This window comes from Blastococcus sp. SYSU DS1024 (genome assembly GCF_054050795.1).
Map to the genome: position 1 here is coordinate 21953 of NZ_JBJHAA010000029.1, position 17092 is coordinate 39044.

Consider the following 17092-nt stretch of genomic DNA (forward strand, 5'->3'; position numbering starts at 1 on the left):
TCGGTCATGACCACGATCCGACCCGTGCTGCACTTCTCCGAGGTCGGCATCGGCGACGTCCCCGACGTGGGCGGCAAGGGTGCCAGCCTCGGTGAGCTGCTGCGCGCCGGGATCCGGGTGCCGACCGGCTTCTCGGTGACGACGGCAGCCTTCCGGCAGACCGTCGAGCACCTCACCGTGTCCGGGCGGACGATCCCGGAGCGGGTGGCCGCGCTCGATCCCGCCGACGCCGAGCGGCTGGCGGCGGGCACCGCGGAGATCCGGGCGGTGCTGGAGTCCGCGCCGCCGCCGGCGGAGGTGGCCGCCGCCGTGGCCGCGGCGTACGCGGCGCTTTGCGAGGAGTGCGGCGATCCGGAGCTGCCGGTGGCCGTGCGGTCGAGCGCCACCAGCGAGGACAGCGCCGAGGACAGCTTCGCCGGCCTGCAGGACACCTACCTGTGGGTGCACGGCGCCGACTCGGTCCTGGAGCACGTGCGCCGGTGCTGGGCCAGCCTCTACAGCGTCGAGTCGGTGACCTACCGGCTGCGGCGCGGCATCCCGGAGACCGACCTCGGCATGGCCGTCGTCGTCCAGCGGATGGTCGGTGCCCGCAGCTCCGGGGTCATGTTCACCCGCAGCCCGCTGTCGGGCGACAAGTCCGTCGTGGCCATCGACGCCAGCTGGGGGCTGGGCTCGGCGGTCGTCAGCGGTGACGTCACCCCCGACTCGTTCGTGGTGAGCAAGGTGACCGGCGAGGTGAAGCGCAACGTCGCGACCAAGACCCGCTGGCACCGGCCGGACCCGTCCGGGGCCGGCGTGGTCGAGGACGACGTGCCCGAGGACATGCGCGACCGGCCGTCCGTCTCCGACGCCGAGATCGCCGAGCTGGTGGCCACCGCCAGCCGGGTGGAGGCGCACTACGGCTGCCCGCAGGACATCGAGTGGGCGGTCAACGACGCCGGCGAGGTCTTCCTCCTGCAGAGCCGGCCGGAGACGGTGTGGGCGGCGAAGGACGCGGCCCGCAAGGCCGCCGCGCAGGCGCCGGCCGCGCGGCCGTTCGACCACGTGTTCAACCTGCTGGGCGGTCAGCGCCCGTCGGGGAAGTGAGCGGGATGCAGCTGACGCCCGACGACGTCCGCGACGTGCTGCGGGTGCTGGACTCCAGTGGCCTGGACGAGCTGCACCTGGAGACGGCCGACCTGTCGCTGACCGTGCGCCGCGAGGGCGCCGCCGGGTGGACGGCCGAGCAGCAGGTGACCCGCGCCCCCGTCGTCGAGCAGCGCGCCGAGACCGCCGCTCCCGTGGCGGCCGCCCCGGCCGCCGCCGTGGGGGAGGGCCTCGTGGCGGTGCACCCGCCGCTGCTGGGCACCTTCTACCGGGCGCCGCAGCCGGGCTCCCCGCCGTTCGTCGAGGTCGGTGACACGGTGGACGAGGAGACCGTCGTCGGCATCGTCGAAACCATGAAGATGATGACGCCGGTGCACGCCGGCGTCCGGGGGACGGTGGTCGAGTTCCGCACCGGCAACGGGGAGTTCGCCGACGCCGACGCCGTCCTCTGCGTCGTGGAGCCGGTCGGGGGCGGTGGGGCGGGTGACTAGCACCGGCCGCATCCACCGGCTGCTGGTCGCCAACCGCGGGGAGATCGCCGCGCGGGTGATCCGCACCTGCGCGCGGCTGGGCATCGAGTCGGTGCTGGCGGCCTCCGACGCCGATCTGGACGGGCTGCCCGCCCGGCTGGCCGACCGCGTCGTGCGGCTCGGCCCGGCCGCGGCCTCGGCGTCCTACCTCGACCCGGCCGCCGTGGTGCGGGCGGCGCAGTCCGTCGGCGCCGACGCGGTGCACCCCGGCTACGGCTTCCTGTCGGAGAACCCGTCGCTGGCGCGGGCCTGCGCTGCCGCGGGGATCGTGTTCGTCGGGCCCACGCCGGAGTCGCTGGAGGCCGTGGGCGACAAGCTCACCGCCCGTTCGCACGCCGTGGCCGCGGGGCTGCCCGTGGTGCCGGGTGGCGAGGCGGCCGACCTGGCGCAGGCGCAGGCCGTGGCCGCCGATGTCGGCTACCCGCTGCTGGTCAAGGCCGTCGGCGGTGGCGGCGGGCGCGGCATGAAACTGGTGCGGGAGCCGGCCGAGCTCGCGCACACCCTCGACCTCGCCGTCTCCGAGGCGGCCGCCGCGTTCGGCGACCCGCGGGTCTACCTGGAGCGCTTCGTCTCGTCCGGGCGGCACGTCGAGGTGCAGGTGCTCGGCGACGGGTCGCGCGCCGTCGCCCTGGGCGACCGTGACTGCTCGGTGCAGCGCCGCTACCAGAAGCTGTTCGAGGAGGCTCCCGCCCCGCTGCTCTCCGACCGGCTGCGCGCCGAGATGGCCGACGCGGCGCTGCGGCTGTGCGCGCACCTGGGCTACCGCGGGCTGGGCACCGTCGAGCTGCTGGTCGACCGGGAGCGCGACACCTTCTACTTCCTTGAGATGAACGCCCGCATCCAGGTCGAGCACCCGGTCACCGAGATGGTCACCGGGCTGGACCTGGTCGCCGAGCAGCTGGCCGTGGCGGAAGGGCAGCCGCTGCGGCTGCGCCAGGAGGACGTCGTCCTCACCGGGCACGCGGTCGAGTGCCGGATCAACGCGGAGGACTGGGCCGCCGGGTTCCGCCCCTCGCCCGGGCGGATCGACCGGGTCGTCCTGCCGGTCGGGGAGGGGCTGCGGGTGGACACCCACGTGCAGGGCGGCTCGGTGGTGCCGCCGTACTACGACTCGCTGCTGGCGAAGCTGATCGTGCACGGCACCGACCGCGACGACGCCCTGGCGCGGGCCCGCACCGCGCTGGAGCTGCTGCGCATCGACGGCGTGACCACGACGGTGCCGGTCCACCAGGCGCTGCTGGAGGACGCCGAGTTCCGCGCCGGGGGAGTCGACACCGCCTTTTTCGAGCGTTTCCTGTCCGCCCGCGACCTGGTGGGGGCCCGCTGATGGCCGACGTGCAGCTCGTCGACGTCTCCCTGCGCGACGGCAACCAGAGCCTCTGGGGCGCCACCGGCTTCCGCACCGCGCACGTGGTGCAGGCCGCCCCGTTGCTGGAGCGGGTCGGCTTACGGGCGCTGGACTACCTGTCGAGCACCGCCATGGGCGTCGCCGTCCGGGTGCACCAGGAGGACCCCTGGGAGCGGATCCGGCTGACCCGGGCGGCGATGCCGACGACGAAGCTGCAGTTCATCGGCACCGGCTTCCGGTTCATCAGCTGGCAGAACTCCCACCCCGAGACGATGCAGCTGGTCTACGACCGGCTCGTGGTCAACGGCATCGACCGGGTCGTCGTGCTCGACCCGATGCACGACATGGACGCCGCCCGCGAGACGGCGCGGCGGCTGAAGCAGGCCGGCGTCGACGAGGTCGTCGGTGCGCTGACGTTCACGATCAGCGAGGTCCACGACGACGCGTTCTACGCCGGGATCGCCGCGCAGTACGCCGCCGACGCGAACTTCGACCGCGCCTACGTCAAGGACCCGGCCGGCATCCTGACCGCCGAGCGGGCCCGCACCCTGCTGCCCGCGATCACGGCCGCGCTGGGCGGCAAGCCGCTGGAGCTGCACTCGCACGCCACGATCGGGCTCTCGCCGCTCACCTACTCGCTCGCGCCCGACCTGGGTGTCGAGGTGGTGCAGGTCGGCAGCGGGGCGCTGGGCAACGGCTCCTCGCTGCCCGAGGCGCGGCGCACGGTCGTCAACCTCCGGGAGATGGGGCACGCCGTCGCCATCGACGACCGGGCGCTGGACCTGGTGTGCGACTTCTTCGACGGCGTCGCCGCTGCGGAGGGGCTGCCGGCGGGCACGCCGCAGGACTTCGACGCCGCGTTCCTGCACCACCAGATCGCCGGTGGCGTGATGACGACGACGCGCCGGCAGCTGCGAGAGATCGGCATGGAGGACCGCTTCGAGAGCCTCATCGAGGAGGTGGGCCGGGTCCGCGCGGAGATGGGCCACCCGATCATGGTCACGCCGTTCCCGCAGATGGTCGTCTCGCAGGCGCTGTTCAACACGATCGGCGAGGAGCGCTACGCCAACGTCCCGGACCAGGTGATCCGGTACGCGATGGGCAGCTTCGGCCGGCCGACCGCGCCGATCGACCCGGAGGTGCTCGACCGCATCCTCGACCGGCCGCGGGCCCGCGAGCTCGCCGCCGAGCCACCCCCGCCGTCGCCGGCCGAGCTGCGCCGGCGCTGGCCCGGGGTGAGCGACGAGGAGCTGCTCCTGCGGGCGCACATGCCCGCTGAGCAGGTCGACGCGATGGTCGCCGCCGGTCCTGCGCCCCGGCACTTCAACCCGGCGCTGGCGCCGGTGCTCTCGTTGCTCACCGAGCTGGGCTCGCGGCCATCCGTGCACGACCTCGCCGTCACCAAGCCGGGCTTCCGGCTCGCCGTGCGCCGCTCCTCCGAAGGGACCCTCAGTGCCTGACCCCGCCGTCCACGACCGCCTCCGCGCGGTCCGCGGTTTCGTCCTCGACATGGACGGCACGCTGGTGATGGGCGACCGCAACAACCTGGGCATGGTCCCGCTGCCCGGCGCGTCCGCGCTCCTGGAAACTCTCGTCGAGCGCGGGACCGGGTTCTGCATCTACACCAACGGCACCGTCAAGACCCCGCAGCAGATCGCCGACGTCCTGGAGGGGATCGGGCTGCCGGTCGGCGCGGACCGGGTGCTCACCCCGTCGTCGACGGCGGTGGACGTGTTCGTCGAGCGCGGGTACCGGCGGGTGATGGTGCTCGGTGGCAAGGGGATCACCGAGCCGCTGGAGGCCGCCGGCATCGAGACGGTCCCCCCGCTGCGAGGGACGCCGTGCGACGCGGTGATGGCCGGCTGGTTCCGGCAGGAGCTGACCTTCGACGCGCTGGAGGCCGCCGTCTTCGCCGTCTTCGACGGGGCGCAGATGTACAGCGCCTCCCAGTCGCTGTTCTTCGCGACCGCGGAGGGGCGCTCGCTGGGGACGTCGCGGGCGATCAGCGCCGTCGTCCGCGACATCACCGGCCGCGAGGCGACCGTCGTCGGGAAGCCCTCGCTGGACGCCCTGCGGACGGCGGGGCACCGGCTGGGCCTGGCGCCCGAGGAGCTCGCGGTCGTGGGGGACGACCCGGAGCTCGAGGTGCCCATGGCGCACGCCGGCGGCGCGTTCGCCGTGGCGGTGCACACCGGCATCGGGCACGCGGGGTCGTTCACCGACCTGCCGGTCGAGGTGCGCCCGCATCTCGACCTGGCCGACGTCGGCGTGCTCGCGGGGCTGCTCCGCGGCTGATCGGCGGTCGGCTCAGCGAGGTGGGCGCGACGGCCCGGTCGGGTCGCCGGCCCGGCCGGTGCGCAGGGCGTGCGCCACATCCGGGCGCCCGTTGCCCTCCGCCGTCCGGGCGGCCGACTCCCAGTCGTAGGCGACGGCGCGGAACTCGTGGTTCCACGAGCCGCCGGCGTCGTCGGCGATCGCGTACCGGGCGTGCGGGGTGCCGGCCTCCATCACGTGCGGGTGCGGGTGGTCGTCGTCGTAGGCCGGCCAGCCGACACTGCCGGGGTTGAGCACCAGCGCGCCGGTGGGCAGGGCCATGGCCCGCTGCAGGTGGGTGTGGCCGCACAGCAGCAGGGGGACGTCGGCCGCTGGCCCCAGCCGCTCGAGCACCTCGGCCGTGGTGGCCGGGCGGGCGCCGTCGGGGTCGACCGTCTCCAGCAGGTAGACCAGGTCGTCGGTGGGGGAGCCGTGGAAGGCGAGCACCCCCTCGGCCGGGGAGAGGGTCAGCGGGAGGCCGGCCATCCAGGCGCGGTGCCGGTCGGTGATCGCGTCGTGCGCCAGCCGGTCGGAGGCGCTCATGCGCTCGCGGGGGAACGTGAGGAGCTGGCGCTCGTGGTTGCCGGCGACGGTCCGGATGTCGAGTTCCACCAGCCGGTCGGCGGTCTCCCGCGGCTGCACCGCGCCGGACAGCAGGTCGCCCAGGTTCACCACGACATCGACGTCCCGGGTCGCGAGATCGGCCAGCACCGCCTCGAGTGCCAGCAGGTTGCCGTGGACGTCGGCGATCGCCGCGATGCGCACGGCCGCACGCTAGCGATCGCGGTTCCGGGCTCCCTCAGGTGAGGCCGGGCAGGTTGACCACGATGGCCTCCTGGCTGATGCGGGCGATGACGACGACCGCCTCCTCCTCACCAGGGTTCTCCTCGCGGTGCGGGGTGAACGGCGGCACGAAGACGTAGTCCCCGGGCGAGGTCTCCAGGCGCACCTCGCGGCCGTCCTCGGCGAAGACGAACACCGGGTGCCCGGAGACGGCGTGGATGGCGGTCTCGGAGTGCCCGTGGTGGTGGTCGCCCGAGCTGGTGTGCGGCGCGACGTGCGTCTGGCCCATCCAGAGCCGGTCGGAGCCCACGGTCCGGGCCGAGATCGCCTCGCGCCGGCTCATGCCGGGGGTCTGCCCGGTGTCGCCGGACAGCTTGCCGGCCCGGACGTGCCGCGATGGTGCCTGCCAGTGGTCCGTGCCCGGTTTCTCGGCCATGGCGGGACGCTAGCGCGGGTTGAGGGACAGCGTCAGCCGGCGGCGGCCCTCGTCCGAGCGGGCGGTCGCGATCCGCTCGGCCGACGGGGTGCCGTACTCGGTCGTGCGCTGGCGGGCGGGCCGGCCGATCGCGGCGGCCATCGCCTCGAGTTCGGCGATGGTCTTCAGCGACCCGTTCTCGCTGCCGGCCATCCGGCTGATCGTCTCCTCCATCAGCGTGCCGCCGAGGTCGTTCGCCCCGCCCTGCAGCACCGCCTGGGTGCCGGTGTCGCCGAGCTTCACCCACGAGGTCTGGATGTTGCCGATGCGCCCGTGCAGCAGCAGCCGGGCGACCGCGTGCACGGCCCGGTTCTCGCGCACCGTCGGCCCCGGCCGCGCGACGCCGGCCAGGTAGATCGGCGAGTTGTGGTGCACGAAGGGCAGCAGCACGAACTCGCTGAACCCGCCGGTGCGGTCCTGCAGCGCGGCCAGCGTGCGCAGGTGCCCGACCCAGTGGGCGGGGGTGTCGACGTGGCCGTACATCATCGTCGACGTCGTCGGCAGGCCGACCTCGTGCGCGGTGCCGATGATCTCCAGCCAGGTCGCCGTCGGCAGCTTGCCCTTGGTCAGCACCCACCGGACGTCGTCGTCGAGGATCTCCGCCGCCGTGCCGGGGATGGAGTCCAGCCCGGCCTCCTTGAGCCCGGTGAGGAACTCGCGGAACGACAGCCCGGTGCGCGCCGCGCCGTTCACGATCTCCATGGGGGAGAACGCATGCAGGTGGATGCCGGGCTGCCGCCGCTTCACCTCGCGGGCCAGGTCGAAGTAGGCGGTGCCCGGGAGGTCGGGGTGGATGCCGCCCTGCATGCAGATCTCGGTGGCGCCGGCGGCCCACGCCTCGTCGACGCGGTCGCCGACCTGCTCCATCGACAGCGTGTAGGCGTCGGCGTCGGTGCGCCGCTGGGCGAAGGCGCAGAAACGGCAGCCGGTGTAGCAGACGTTGGTGAAGTTGATGTTCCGGTTCACCACGTAGGTGACGTCGTCGCCGTTGACGTCGGCGCGCACCGCGTCGGCGAGCGCACACAGGTTCTCGAGGTCGGTGCCGTCGGCGCCCAGCAGCGCGAGGTACTCGGCGTCGGTGAGCCCGGCCGGGTCCTGCTCCGCGTGCAGCAGCGCGGCCAGCACCTCCCGGTCGCCGGCGGCCAGCGCGGTGGAGCGGCCGTCCCGGGCGGCGGTCGTGCGGTCGCGCAGCTCCGACCAGTCGCCGTAGACGGCGTCGAAGTCGCTGCGCCGGTCACCGGTGCGGCCGACGGTGTCCACCTCGACGTGCAGGTCGACCCGTCCCGACGCCGTCCACGACTCGTCCGGCTCCTGCCACGGCAGCCCGGCCGGGATGCGGCCCTCGACCGCCAGCCCGTCGGGGCCCGCGAGCGCCGAGACGTGCGGGCGCACCCGCGGGTCCAGCCACGGCTCGGGCTGCACCACGTACCCGGGCTGAGCGGCCAGCCGCTCGCGCAGCTCGAACCCCGCCTCGGCGCTCAGCGCGGCGAGCTTGTCGATGTTCGGCCAGGGCCGTTCCGGGTTGACGTGGTCGGGGGTCAGCGGGCTGACGCCTCCCCAGTCGTCGACACCGGCGCGCAGCAGCAGCCCCAGCTCGGTGGAGTCGCTGAGGTTCGGCGGCGCCTGGACGCGGGCCTTCGGGCCGAGCAGCAGCCGGGTGACGGCGACGGCGGCGACGTACTCCTGCAGCTCCAGGTCGTCGTGCGCCTGCATCGCGGTGCGCGGCTTGGCGCGGAAGTTCTGGACGATGACCTCTTGCACGTGCCCGTGCCGCGCCGCCGCGGCCCGGATCGCGCCGACGGCGTCCACCCGCTCGGCGTAGTCCTCGCCGATGCCCAGCAGCACACCGGTGGTGAACGGGACGGCGGAGCGCCCGGCGTCCTCCAGCACCCGCAGCCGGACGGCGGGCTCCTTGTCGGGGCTGCCGTAGTGCGGGCCGCCGGGCTCCGACCAGAGACGGGTCGCCGTCGTCTCCAGCATCATCCCCATCGACGCCGACACCGGCTTGAGCCGCTGGATCTCCTCCCACGACAGCACGCCGGGGTTGAGGTGGGGGAGGAGCCCCGTCTCCTCCAGGACCCGGATCGCCATCGCCCGCAGGTAGCCCAGCGTCGAGTCGAAGCCGTGCGCCTCCAGCCACTCGCGAGCGACCGGCCAGCGGTCCTCCGGGCGGTCGCCGAGGGTGAACAGCGCCTCCTTGCAGCCCAGCGCCGCACCGGCGCGGGCGATGTCGAGCACCTCGTCGGGGGAGAGGTAGGGCGCCTTGCCGTCGGCGCGCAGCTGCCCCGGCGTCGTGACGAACGTGCAGTAGTGGCAGCGGTCGCGGCACAGGTGGGTGAGCGGGATGAACACCTTGCGGCTGTACGTCACCACGGCCGGCCGCCCGGCGCTGGCCAGGCCCGCGTCGCGCACCCGGCCCGCGGCGGTGAGCAGCCGGTCCAGCGGGTCGCCCTCGCCCAGGCCGCGGGCGTGCAGCAGCGTCTCGGCCTCGGTCGCGTCCAGGGTCACGCCCCGTTCGGCGCGGACCAGGGCGCGGCGGACGGCGGACTCGGACGGTGCAGGCAGAGCGCTCATAGCGCGTCCGACGCTAGCCCGCCGGGATCACGGCGACGTTGCCGACCCGGCGGGAACGGGATCCTGCGGGAAGTCGCTCCCTGCTGACCAGGGGAAGCAGAGACCGTCTTCCCCTGGAGCAGGTCCCGCGCGCCGAGGGGGCCCGGAGCTGGCACGACGGGGCGCAGCCTCCGCGGACGAGGCCCCCGTCGCTCGGTGCCCCCCGCCCGGCGACGGGCCGCTCGGCGGAGCCGGACCCCGAGCGGAGCCACCGCCGAATGTGCACGAACCGTCGTCATGGCGTCCAGCTGGCCACAGTTCGTGCACAACGCGTGGGGAACGGACCGGCGCTCAGATGTCGCGGCGCTGGAAGGACAGGGCGGTCAACCCGAGGATGACGGCGATCCAGACCGCCGCCCACGCCAGGTAGACCGGCGTCAGCGGCGCATCGGCCAGGAACGGGAACCCGCCCTCGGGGCCCATCTGGACGAGCGCCGACGGGTCCTGGAAGGCGTTCATCGCGCCCCGCCACAGGCCGTCGGTGGGCAGCAGCACCCGCGAGACGCTGCCGACCCGCTCGACGCCCTCGTTGCCCAGCGCCCCACCGATGCCGCCGACCACGCCGGCGACCCAGGTGGCCCCGAACAGGCCGACCGCCACGATCCCCGACGCCATGGGGGAGATGACGCTGGAGAGCAGCAGCGCCAGCGTCAGCAGCACCACCGTCTCGGCCGCCAGCAGCGCGAGCCCGGCGGCGGGTGACGGCGGCCAGTAGCCGACCACCGCGCGCACGATGAGCAGCTGTGCCAGCCCGGCCAGCACCACGTACCCGCAGCCGAAGGTGAGCAGGCCCAGCCACTTGCCGAGCAGCACCGACGAGCGGCGGACCGGCCGGGCGAGGATCGCCAGCGCCTGGCCCGACTCGACCTCACCGGCGAGCGTCGGGCCGGCGAGGAACGCCGTGCCGATCGCCGCGATCAGGCTGAAGCCGAACATGATCAGGTTGATCAGCATCGAGGCGACGAGACGGGCCTCGCCGCTGGTGAGCGTGCCGAGCTCGGTGTCCAGGCCGATCAGCCGGGAGAAGCCCCAGCCGCTGAGCGCCAGCAGCGCCACGGTCAGGATCAGCAGCGCCCAGACGACCTTGCGCCGGAACGCCTCGCGCAGGGTGAGCCCGGCGATCGTCAGCGCCGTCACGGCGTCGGCTCCTCGTGCCGGAGGACGGCGAGCAGCCGTTCCTCGAGGCTGATCCGCACCGGCTCGACGGCGTGCACGCGCACCCCGAGCCCGACGAGGTCGCGCACCAGGTCGGGGACGGTGACGCCGTCGTCCTCCGCGGCGAGCTGCACGGTGAACCAGTCGCCGCTGCGGATCAGCGATCCGGCCGCCCGGAGCCGCTGCTCGACCCGTTCGTCGACGTCCGCCAGCCGCAGCCGGACCTCGCGCTGCCCGAGCAGCTCGGCCAGCGTGCCCGACGCCGCCACCTGGCCCTTGTCGAGGATCACCACCCGGTCGCACACCCGCTCCACCTCGCCGATCAGGTGCGAGTTGAGCAGGACCGCGACCCCGCGGGACTTCAGCGCGAGCACGAGATCGCGGACGTCCACCCGGCCCAGGGGGTCCAGCGCGCTGGTGGGCTCGTCGAGGACCACCAGCTCCGGCCGGGCCACCAGTGCGACGGCCAGCCCGAGCCGCTGCTGCATGCCCTTCGAGAAGCTGCCGACGCGGTCGCCGGTCCGCTCGCCGAGGCCGACGAGCGCCAGGCACTCGCGGCGCTCGTCGGCGGGGATGTCGAGCCGGGAGAGCCGGACGTGCAGGTCGAGCACCTCGGCCGCGGTCAGCCACGGCTGGTAGCGGAACAGCTCGGGCAGGTACCCGACGGCGCTGCGGGAGCGCGGGTCCGACGCCGGTCGGCCCAGCAGCAGCACCTCGCCGGCGTCCGGCCGCACCAGGCCGAGCAGCATCTTGATGACGCTGGTCTTCCCGGCGCCGTTGGGGCCGAGCAGGCCGACGACCTCGCTTCGGCCGACGGTGAAGGAGACGTCGTCGACGGCGGTCCGGCGTCCGTACCGCTTGCGCAGTCCGGAGCACCAGACCGCCGGCGACGGCGGCAGGTCGTCGAGCCCGCCCGCCGCGGGATCGGTCGAGGTCACCCCGCGGACGGTAGCGGCGTCAGCGGAGGTCACGGGCGACGTCGAGGAGCTCGTCGGCGCTGAGCGTCCCGGCGACGCCGGTCATCACGCCGTCCTCCACCCAGACCACGCCGGCGAACAGGCCGTTGCGGGAGGTGAGCACCGTCGCCTCCACCCCGTCGACGTCGGCCGTCGAGCTGGTCACCATCTCCGCCGGAACCGGCAGCGGCAGCGTCGCGGCGTCGGTGGAGAGGTCGCGCAGCTGGTCGGCGAGGCCGTCGGGGAGGCCGGGCAGCGACAGCAGGTAGTCGCGGACCGTCTCGAACGGCACGCCCGAGGAGAGCACCGTCGGCGCGTTCGCCCGGGCGACGACGAGGGTGGGCACGCCGGTCGGCTGCGACCACACCGCCGCGACCCCGGGACCGGCCTCCAGCCGCAGCTGGGCGCCGTCCAGGCCGGCCGGCGGGGGAGGCAGGACCTCGCCCTCGGCGGCCGCGGCCTGCGCGGCCTTGGCCGCGGAGAAGGTGAACGTCGCGCGGGCCACGTCGGCCGCCAGGTAGGCCGGCTCGCCGGTCACGCCTTCGGGCAGCTCGCCCACCTCCGGGACGGCGAGGCCGGTGCGCTCCCGCGCGGCCGTGGCGTCGGCCACCGGCTCCGGCTCGGGCTCCTCGGTGAACTCCAGCTCGCCGTAGGCGGACAGGTCCGGGATCTGCACCAGGTCGGTGGAGGTGACCTCGACCGGGTCGACGCGCTCGGTCTGGAAGATCGGCAGCCAGTCGTTGGCCGCCGCGACGCCGGCGCCGGTCAGCAGCACCGCCGCGCCCACGGCGGCCACGGCCGGACGGCGGACCGCGGCGCCCCAGCGGTTCCGCGTGGTGCGGCGCGCCGGGCGGACGGCGGTCGGAGCCGACGGGACGGCGGCGGCCGAGAACCGGGCCCAGGCGGCGTCGGTGTCGACGGCGCCGGAGGCGGGGGCGGACCCGCCGAGCGCCGCGCCGACGAGCTGCGCGTCCGCGCGGGCGTCGTCGAGGGCGCGCAGGCAGACGGGGCAGCCGGCGACGTGGGCGCGGTCGGCGTCGGACACCCCGGCGGGCTCGTCGATCAGCCGGCGGAGGACGCCCTCATTCGGGTGACGCATGGCGGTTCAGCTCCTTGCGAAGTGCGGATTCGGCGCGGCGGACGGTCGTGCCGACGCTGCCGGGGGAGAGATCGAGTGCGGTGGCGACCTCGGCGTAGCTCAGGCCGCTGTGGCGCAGCACGAGCGCGGTCGCCTGCTTGCGGGGGAGCCGGGCCAGGGCTGCCCGGACGCGGCTGCGGTCCTCGAGGGTGAGCACCGTGTCGGCCACGTCGGGGGTGACGGGGTCGGCGGCCGACGCCACCGTCTCCTCCCGGTCGGCGCGGCGGCGCCCCGAGCGGATCAGGTTCAGCGCGGTGTGGGCCGCGGCGACCGACAGCCAGCCGGCCGCCTCGGCCGCGGGCACCGACGAGCGGCCGAAGGACAGGAACACCTCCTGCGCCACGTCCTCCGCCTGGTCGCGGGAGCCCAGCACCCGGGCGGCGACACCGACGACCCGTTGGTAGTCGCGGCGGAAGACCTCCTCGAGATCTGGCCGCACCGCCCCGCGGGTCGCTGCTGCCTGCACGCTGCCCGTCCCTCCGACCCGGCCGAGCGCACCGGGGAATGTCAGGACGGCCGCCGGTGCCGGCCGTCCGTGCCGTACGAGGTCCATGTACCGATAGCACCGCCGGGCCCGCGGATGTGACACCCGGCCCGGCACTTCTTCGCCGGGTCGCTCAGCCGCGCCCGGCGGGAGCCCCCGTCTCGTCGACGAACCGGCCGCGCAGCCGCAGCAGCGGGCGGGCCTCCGGGTTCTGCACCGGCACGTCCTCGACCTCCAGGAGAGCCAGCACGTGGTCGCCGGCCTCGACCACCCGCTCCAGGCGGCAGTCCAGGGCGGCCGGCGCCTCGCTCAGGACGATGGCGCCGCTGCCCCCGGCCCGGGTCCAGGGCACCGTCTCCAGCAGGTGCCGCGCGCTGGGCCGCCCGGCCGAGGCGAACCGGGAGGCCACGATCGCGTGCGGCGCGGCCAGCACGGTCAGCGCGCAGCGGCCGACCGCCTCCAGCACCTCGGCGGGGTAGCCGCCCGCGGTCAGGCCGACGGCGACCAGCGGGGGTGCGGCCGAGACGCTCATGACCGAGCTGACCGTCGTCCCGACGTCGTCGATGTCGTCCTGCACGGTCAGCAGGCACACCCCGGCGGCGTAGTGGGCCAGGGCGGCGGTGAACTCGCGGGCGTCGACCGGCATGGCGGCCAGTCGACCACATGACAAGTATCTGACGCGTGAGCGGAGAACAGCGGAGCTACGACGTCGTCGTCCTGGGGGCCGGGTCCACCGGGGAGAACGTCGCCGACGTCGTCGTCCGGGGCGGTCTGTCGGCCGTCCTGGTGGAGCCGGAGCTGGTCGGCGGGGAGTGCTCGTACTGGGCGTGCATGCCGAGCAAGGCGCTGCTGCGCGGCACCGAGGTGCTGGCCGAGGCTCGCGCCGTCGACGGCGCGCGGCAGGCGGTCACCGACGACCAGGACGTGGCGGCCACCCTCGCCCGCCGCGACTCGTTCACCTCGCACTGGGACGACTCGGGCCAGGTCGAGTGGGTGCAGGGTGCCGGCATCGACCTGCTGCGGGGCGCCGGCCGGCTCGACGGCGAGCGGACGGTCGTCGTGACCGCCGAGGACGGGACCGCGACCCGGCTGACCGCCCGCCACGCGGTCGCCGTGTGCACCGGGTCGGCGGCGGCGACCCCGCCGATCGAGGGGCTGGCCGACGTCGACCCGTGGGGTCCGCGCGAGGCCACCAGCGCCAAGGAGGCGCCGGGCCGGCTGCTCGTGCTCGGGGGCGGCTACGTCGGCTGCGAGATGGCCACGGCCTGGCAGGCGCTGGGGTCGCAGGTGACCGTGCTGCAGCGCGGCGATCGCCTGCTGCCGCGGCTGGAGCCGCAGGCCGGGGACGCCGTCGCCGCGTCGCTGCGGGACGCCGGCGTCGACGTCCGGCTGGGCACCGAGGTCACCGCCGCCCGCCGGGACGGCACCGAGGTGGTGCTGACGACGTCGGCCGGCGAGGTCCGCGGCGACGAGGTGCTGGTCGCCATCGGCCGGGCGGCGCGCACCGGCGAGATCGGCGCGGACACCGTCGGGCTGACGCCGGGGGAGTACCTGACCGTCGACGCGACGCTACGGGTCGAGGGCGTGCCCTGGCTCTACGGCGTCGGCGACGTCAACGGGCGCCGGCAGCTGACCCACATGGGCAAGTACCAGGCCCGCCAGGCGGGCGCGGCGATCGTCGCCCGGGCGCGCGGCGAGGAGGTCGACACCTCGCCCTGGTCGCCGTTCGTGGACACCGCGGACGACGTCGCGACGCCCTCGGTGGTGTTCACCGCGCCGCAGGTGGCCAGCGTGGGGCGCACCGCCGCCGAGGCGCGGGACGCCGGCCTGTCGCACCGCGTCGTCGAGTACCCGATCGGCAGCGTCGCGGGCGCCTCGGTGTTCGCCGACGGCTACACCGGGACGGCGATCGCGGTGGTCGACACCGAGCGCGAGGTGCTGCTGGGGGTGACCTTCGTCGGCCCGGCGGTGGCCGAGCTGCTGCACGCGGCGACGATCGCGATCGTCGGCGAGGTGCCGATCGCCCGGCTCTGGCACGCCGTCCCTGCCTACCCGACGATCAGCGAGATCTGGCTGCGGCTGCTGGAGACCTACCGCGGTTGATCACCTCGGGGGCCCGGCGCCGCTAGGGTCCGGTCGTGAAGATCGTCATCCCGGGCGGCACGGGGCAGGTCGGCGGTGTGCTGCGGCGGGCGCTGGCGGAGCGAGGCGACGAGGTCGTCGTCCTGAGCCGCCGCCCCGAGCAGCTGGAGGACGGCGTCCGGCACGTGCTCTGGGACGGCCGCACGCTCGGCCCGTGGGCGCAGGAGCTGGACGGCGCCGACGCGGTCGTCAACCTCGCGGGCCGGACGGTCAGCTGCCGGTACACCGACGCGAACCTGCGCCAGATGATGAGCTCCCGCGTCGACTCGACCCGGGTGGTCGGGGAGGCGATCGGGCGGGCCGGGCGGCCGCCGCGGGTGTGGCTGCAGATGAGCACGGCCACGATCTACGCCGACGCCCGCAGCCGCCCCGGCGACCTCCCGCACGACGAGGCGACCGGTGTCATCGGCGGCGAGGAACCCGACGTGCCGCTGTACTGGGAGTACAGCGTGCGCATCGCCCGCCGGTGGGAGGAGACCCAGGCGGCGGCCGACACCCCGGGGACACGCCGCGTCGCGCTCCGCACGGCGATGGTGATGACGCCCGACCGCGGCGGGGTCTTCGACTACCTCTCCTGGATGACCCGGGTCGGCCTCGGCGGGCCGGTCGCAGGTGGCCGGCAGTACGTGTCGTGGATCCACGGCGAGGACTTCGTGCGCGCGGTGCAGCTGCTGCTGGACCGGGAGGACGTCGACGGGCCGGTCAACATCGCCGCCCCCGACCCGGTGCCGCAGCGGGAGTTCATGCGGTCGCTGCGCCGCGCCTGGGGCGCCCGCGTGGGGCTGCCCGCCACCCGGTCCATGGCCGAGGTCGGCGCCGTCGTCCTGCGCACCGACACCGAGCTGCTGCTGAAGAGCCGACGGGTCGTGCCGGGGCGGCTGCTCGAGGCCGGCTTCCGGTTCGCGCACCCTCGCTGGGAGGAGGCGGCCGCGGACCTGGTCGCGGAGGCGCGGCGGCGACGCCGTCGCTGATCCGAGGCACCCCCGCGACGGCGGCGGGGCCGGTCGTGCTGGAGTGAGCTCGTGCAGTTCGACCGATCGTCGCGTTCCCCCTGGCGCCGCTACATCGCCCTCGGCGACTCGTTCACCGAGGGGCTGAGCGACCCCGACCCCGAGCGCCCGGGGGAGTTCCGCGGCTGGGCCGACCGGCTGGCCGAGCACCTCGCGGCCGCCGCTCCCGGGGCCGAGGTCGAGTACGCGAACCTGGCCATCCGCGGCCGGCTGCTGCCGCAGGTGCTCGCCGAGCAGGTGCCCGTGGCGCTGGAGGCCCGGCCGGACCTGGTCAGCCTGGTCGCCGGCGGGAACGACCTGCTCCGCCCGGGCTCGGACCCCGACGAGCTGGTCGCGCAGCTGGAGTCCGCCGTCGTCCGCTTCCGGTCCGCCGGCGCCGACGTGCTGCTGGCCACCGGCGTCGACCCCCGGCAGACGCCCATCCTGCGCCGCACCCGCGGCAAGGTCGCCGCCTTCAACGCGAGCCTGTGGTCGGTGGCGGCCCGCAACGGGGCCGCCGTGCTCGACCAGTGGGGTGCGGCCTGGATCCAGGACTGGCGGATGTGGGACACCGACCGCATCCACCTCACCGACGAGGGGCACCGCCGCACGGCGCTGGCCGCCGCGGCGGCGCTGGGCCTGCCCGGGGCCGACGGCGAGGACTGGCGCACCCCGCTCCCGCCGCAGCCGCCCCGCGAGCTGCGGGCGGCCCTGGCCGAGGAGGCGGCCTGGGTGCGCGGCTTCGTGGCCCCCTGGATCGGCCGGCGGCTGCACGGCCGGTCCTCCGGTGACGGCCGGGCGGCCAAGCGTCCCGTCCCCCTGGCCCTCCCGCGCCCCTGACGCCCCGGGGCGGACGACGAGGGCGCCACGTCGTGACAGGCACGTCAGTGCTTGCCCGGTGCCCAGCCGTGGACACGGACCCCGGGCTGTCCAGGGCCCTCGGGACGACTAGTTGTACTGCTCGGAGACGTTGGTGCAGCGGGTGATCGGCGGGAGGTTGCCGAGCGCTGTGTGGGGCCGGTGGTTGTTGTAGTGGTGCAGCCAGCCTGACAGGGCAGCCCGGCGAGCGGTCTCGGAGGT

17 protein-coding genes are annotated in these 17092 nt (G+C 75.0%); 8 read left to right on the forward strand and 9 right to left on the reverse strand.

Annotated elements, in window-relative coordinates; genetic code table 11:
• Positions 1 to 6 precede the first annotated feature (6 nt).
• The 5 genes from ACI79S_RS19135 to ACI79S_RS19155 are packed head-to-tail and all read left to right on the forward strand — an operon-like array spanning position 7 to position 5259.
• The gene (locus ACI79S_RS19135; protein ID WP_456595029.1) at positions 7 to 1086 is read left to right on the forward strand and encodes a PEP/pyruvate-binding domain-containing protein; all 1080 of its coding nucleotides are present in this window, start codon (positions 7 to 9) and stop codon (positions 1084 to 1086) included.
• Between the two features lie 5 nt (positions 1087 to 1091).
• Complete coding sequence (locus tag ACI79S_RS19140; protein WP_456595030.1) at positions 1092 to 1577, forward strand: acetyl-CoA carboxylase biotin carboxyl carrier protein; 486 nt, start codon at positions 1092 to 1094, stop codon at positions 1575 to 1577.
• Positions 1570 to 2943: an acetyl-CoA carboxylase biotin carboxylase subunit gene (locus ACI79S_RS19145; RefSeq protein WP_456595031.1), complete on the forward strand. Its 1374-nt coding sequence runs from the start codon at positions 1570 to 1572 to the stop codon at positions 2941 to 2943. Before ACI79S_RS19140 ends, ACI79S_RS19145 begins: the two co-directional genes overlap by 8 nt.
• Positions 2943 to 4424 (forward strand): biotin carboxyl carrier protein, encoded by a 1482-nt coding sequence (locus tag ACI79S_RS19150; RefSeq protein ID WP_456595032.1) that lies wholly within the window; start codon positions 2943 to 2945, stop codon positions 4422 to 4424. Before ACI79S_RS19145 ends, ACI79S_RS19150 begins: the two co-directional genes overlap by 1 nt.
• Complete coding sequence (locus ACI79S_RS19155; protein WP_456595033.1) at positions 4417 to 5259, forward strand: HAD-IIA family hydrolase; 843 nt, start codon at positions 4417 to 4419, stop codon at positions 5257 to 5259. The genes ACI79S_RS19150 and ACI79S_RS19155 overlap by 8 nt, the downstream gene beginning before the upstream one ends.
• Positions 5260 to 5271: 12 nt before the next feature.
• Here the strand turns inward: ACI79S_RS19155 and ACI79S_RS19160 are convergent, their stop codons facing one another.
• The 8 genes from ACI79S_RS19160 to ACI79S_RS19195 form a co-directional block, all read right to left on the reverse strand.
• The gene (locus ACI79S_RS19160; RefSeq protein WP_456595034.1) at positions 5272 to 6042 is read right to left on the reverse strand and encodes a metallophosphoesterase family protein; all 771 of its coding nucleotides are present in this window, start codon (positions 6040 to 6042) and stop codon (positions 5272 to 5274) included.
• A 34-nt stretch (positions 6043 to 6076) separates the two neighbouring features.
• The gene (locus ACI79S_RS19165; RefSeq protein WP_456595035.1) at positions 6077 to 6496 is read right to left on the reverse strand and encodes a cupin domain-containing protein; all 420 of its coding nucleotides are present in this window, start codon (positions 6494 to 6496) and stop codon (positions 6077 to 6079) included.
• A 9-nt stretch (positions 6497 to 6505) separates the two neighbouring features.
• Positions 6506 to 9109, reverse strand: a complete 2604-nt coding sequence (locus ACI79S_RS19170) for a bifunctional FO biosynthesis protein CofGH (RefSeq protein ID WP_456595036.1) — start codon at positions 9107 to 9109, stop codon at positions 6506 to 6508.
• Positions 9110 to 9439: 330 nt separating this feature from the next.
• On the reverse strand, positions 9440 to 10285 hold the full coding sequence (locus ACI79S_RS19175; RefSeq protein WP_456595037.1) for an ABC transporter permease: 846 nt from the start codon (positions 10283 to 10285) through the stop codon (positions 9440 to 9442).
• Complete coding sequence (locus ACI79S_RS19180; RefSeq protein ID WP_456595038.1) at positions 10282 to 11241, reverse strand: ABC transporter ATP-binding protein; 960 nt, start codon at positions 11239 to 11241, stop codon at positions 10282 to 10284. The genes ACI79S_RS19175 and ACI79S_RS19180 overlap by 4 nt, the downstream gene beginning before the upstream one ends.
• A 19-nt stretch (positions 11242 to 11260) precedes the next feature.
• Complete coding sequence (locus ACI79S_RS19185; protein WP_456595039.1) at positions 11261 to 12358, reverse strand: hypothetical protein; 1098 nt, start codon at positions 12356 to 12358, stop codon at positions 11261 to 11263.
• Positions 12342 to 12863: a sigma-70 family RNA polymerase sigma factor gene (locus ACI79S_RS19190; protein ID WP_456595040.1), complete on the reverse strand. Its 522-nt coding sequence runs from the start codon at positions 12861 to 12863 to the stop codon at positions 12342 to 12344. The genes ACI79S_RS19185 and ACI79S_RS19190 overlap by 17 nt, the downstream gene beginning before the upstream one ends.
• Before the next feature lie 151 nt (positions 12864 to 13014).
• On the reverse strand, positions 13015 to 13527 hold the full coding sequence (locus tag ACI79S_RS19195; RefSeq protein WP_456595041.1) for a flavin reductase family protein: 513 nt from the start codon (positions 13525 to 13527) through the stop codon (positions 13015 to 13017).
• 35 nt (positions 13528 to 13562) lie between these two features.
• Here ACI79S_RS19195 and ACI79S_RS19200 point away from each other — a divergent pair, with 35 nt between their 5' ends.
• Genes ACI79S_RS19200 through ACI79S_RS19210 form a run of 3 tightly spaced genes read left to right on the forward strand, consistent with a single transcriptional unit; the run spans position 13563 to position 16852 of the window.
• Positions 13563 to 14984 (forward strand): dihydrolipoyl dehydrogenase family protein, encoded by a 1422-nt coding sequence (locus ACI79S_RS19200; RefSeq protein WP_456595042.1) that lies wholly within the window; start codon positions 13563 to 13565, stop codon positions 14982 to 14984.
• A gap of 35 nt (positions 14985 to 15019) precedes the next feature.
• On the forward strand, positions 15020 to 15994 hold the full coding sequence (locus tag ACI79S_RS19205) for a TIGR01777 family oxidoreductase (protein WP_456595043.1): 975 nt from the start codon (positions 15020 to 15022) through the stop codon (positions 15992 to 15994).
• Between the two features lie 51 nt (positions 15995 to 16045).
• A complete protein-coding gene (locus ACI79S_RS19210) occupies positions 16046 to 16852 on the forward strand; it encodes an SGNH/GDSL hydrolase family protein (RefSeq protein ID WP_456595044.1) in 807 nt (268 codons plus the stop codon).
• A 108-nt stretch (positions 16853 to 16960) separates the two neighbouring features.
• Here the strand turns inward: ACI79S_RS19210 and ACI79S_RS19215 are convergent.
• Positions 16961 to 17092: integrase core domain-containing protein (locus ACI79S_RS19215; RefSeq protein WP_456595045.1), on the reverse strand; the 132-nt coding region annotated here is incomplete at its 5' end.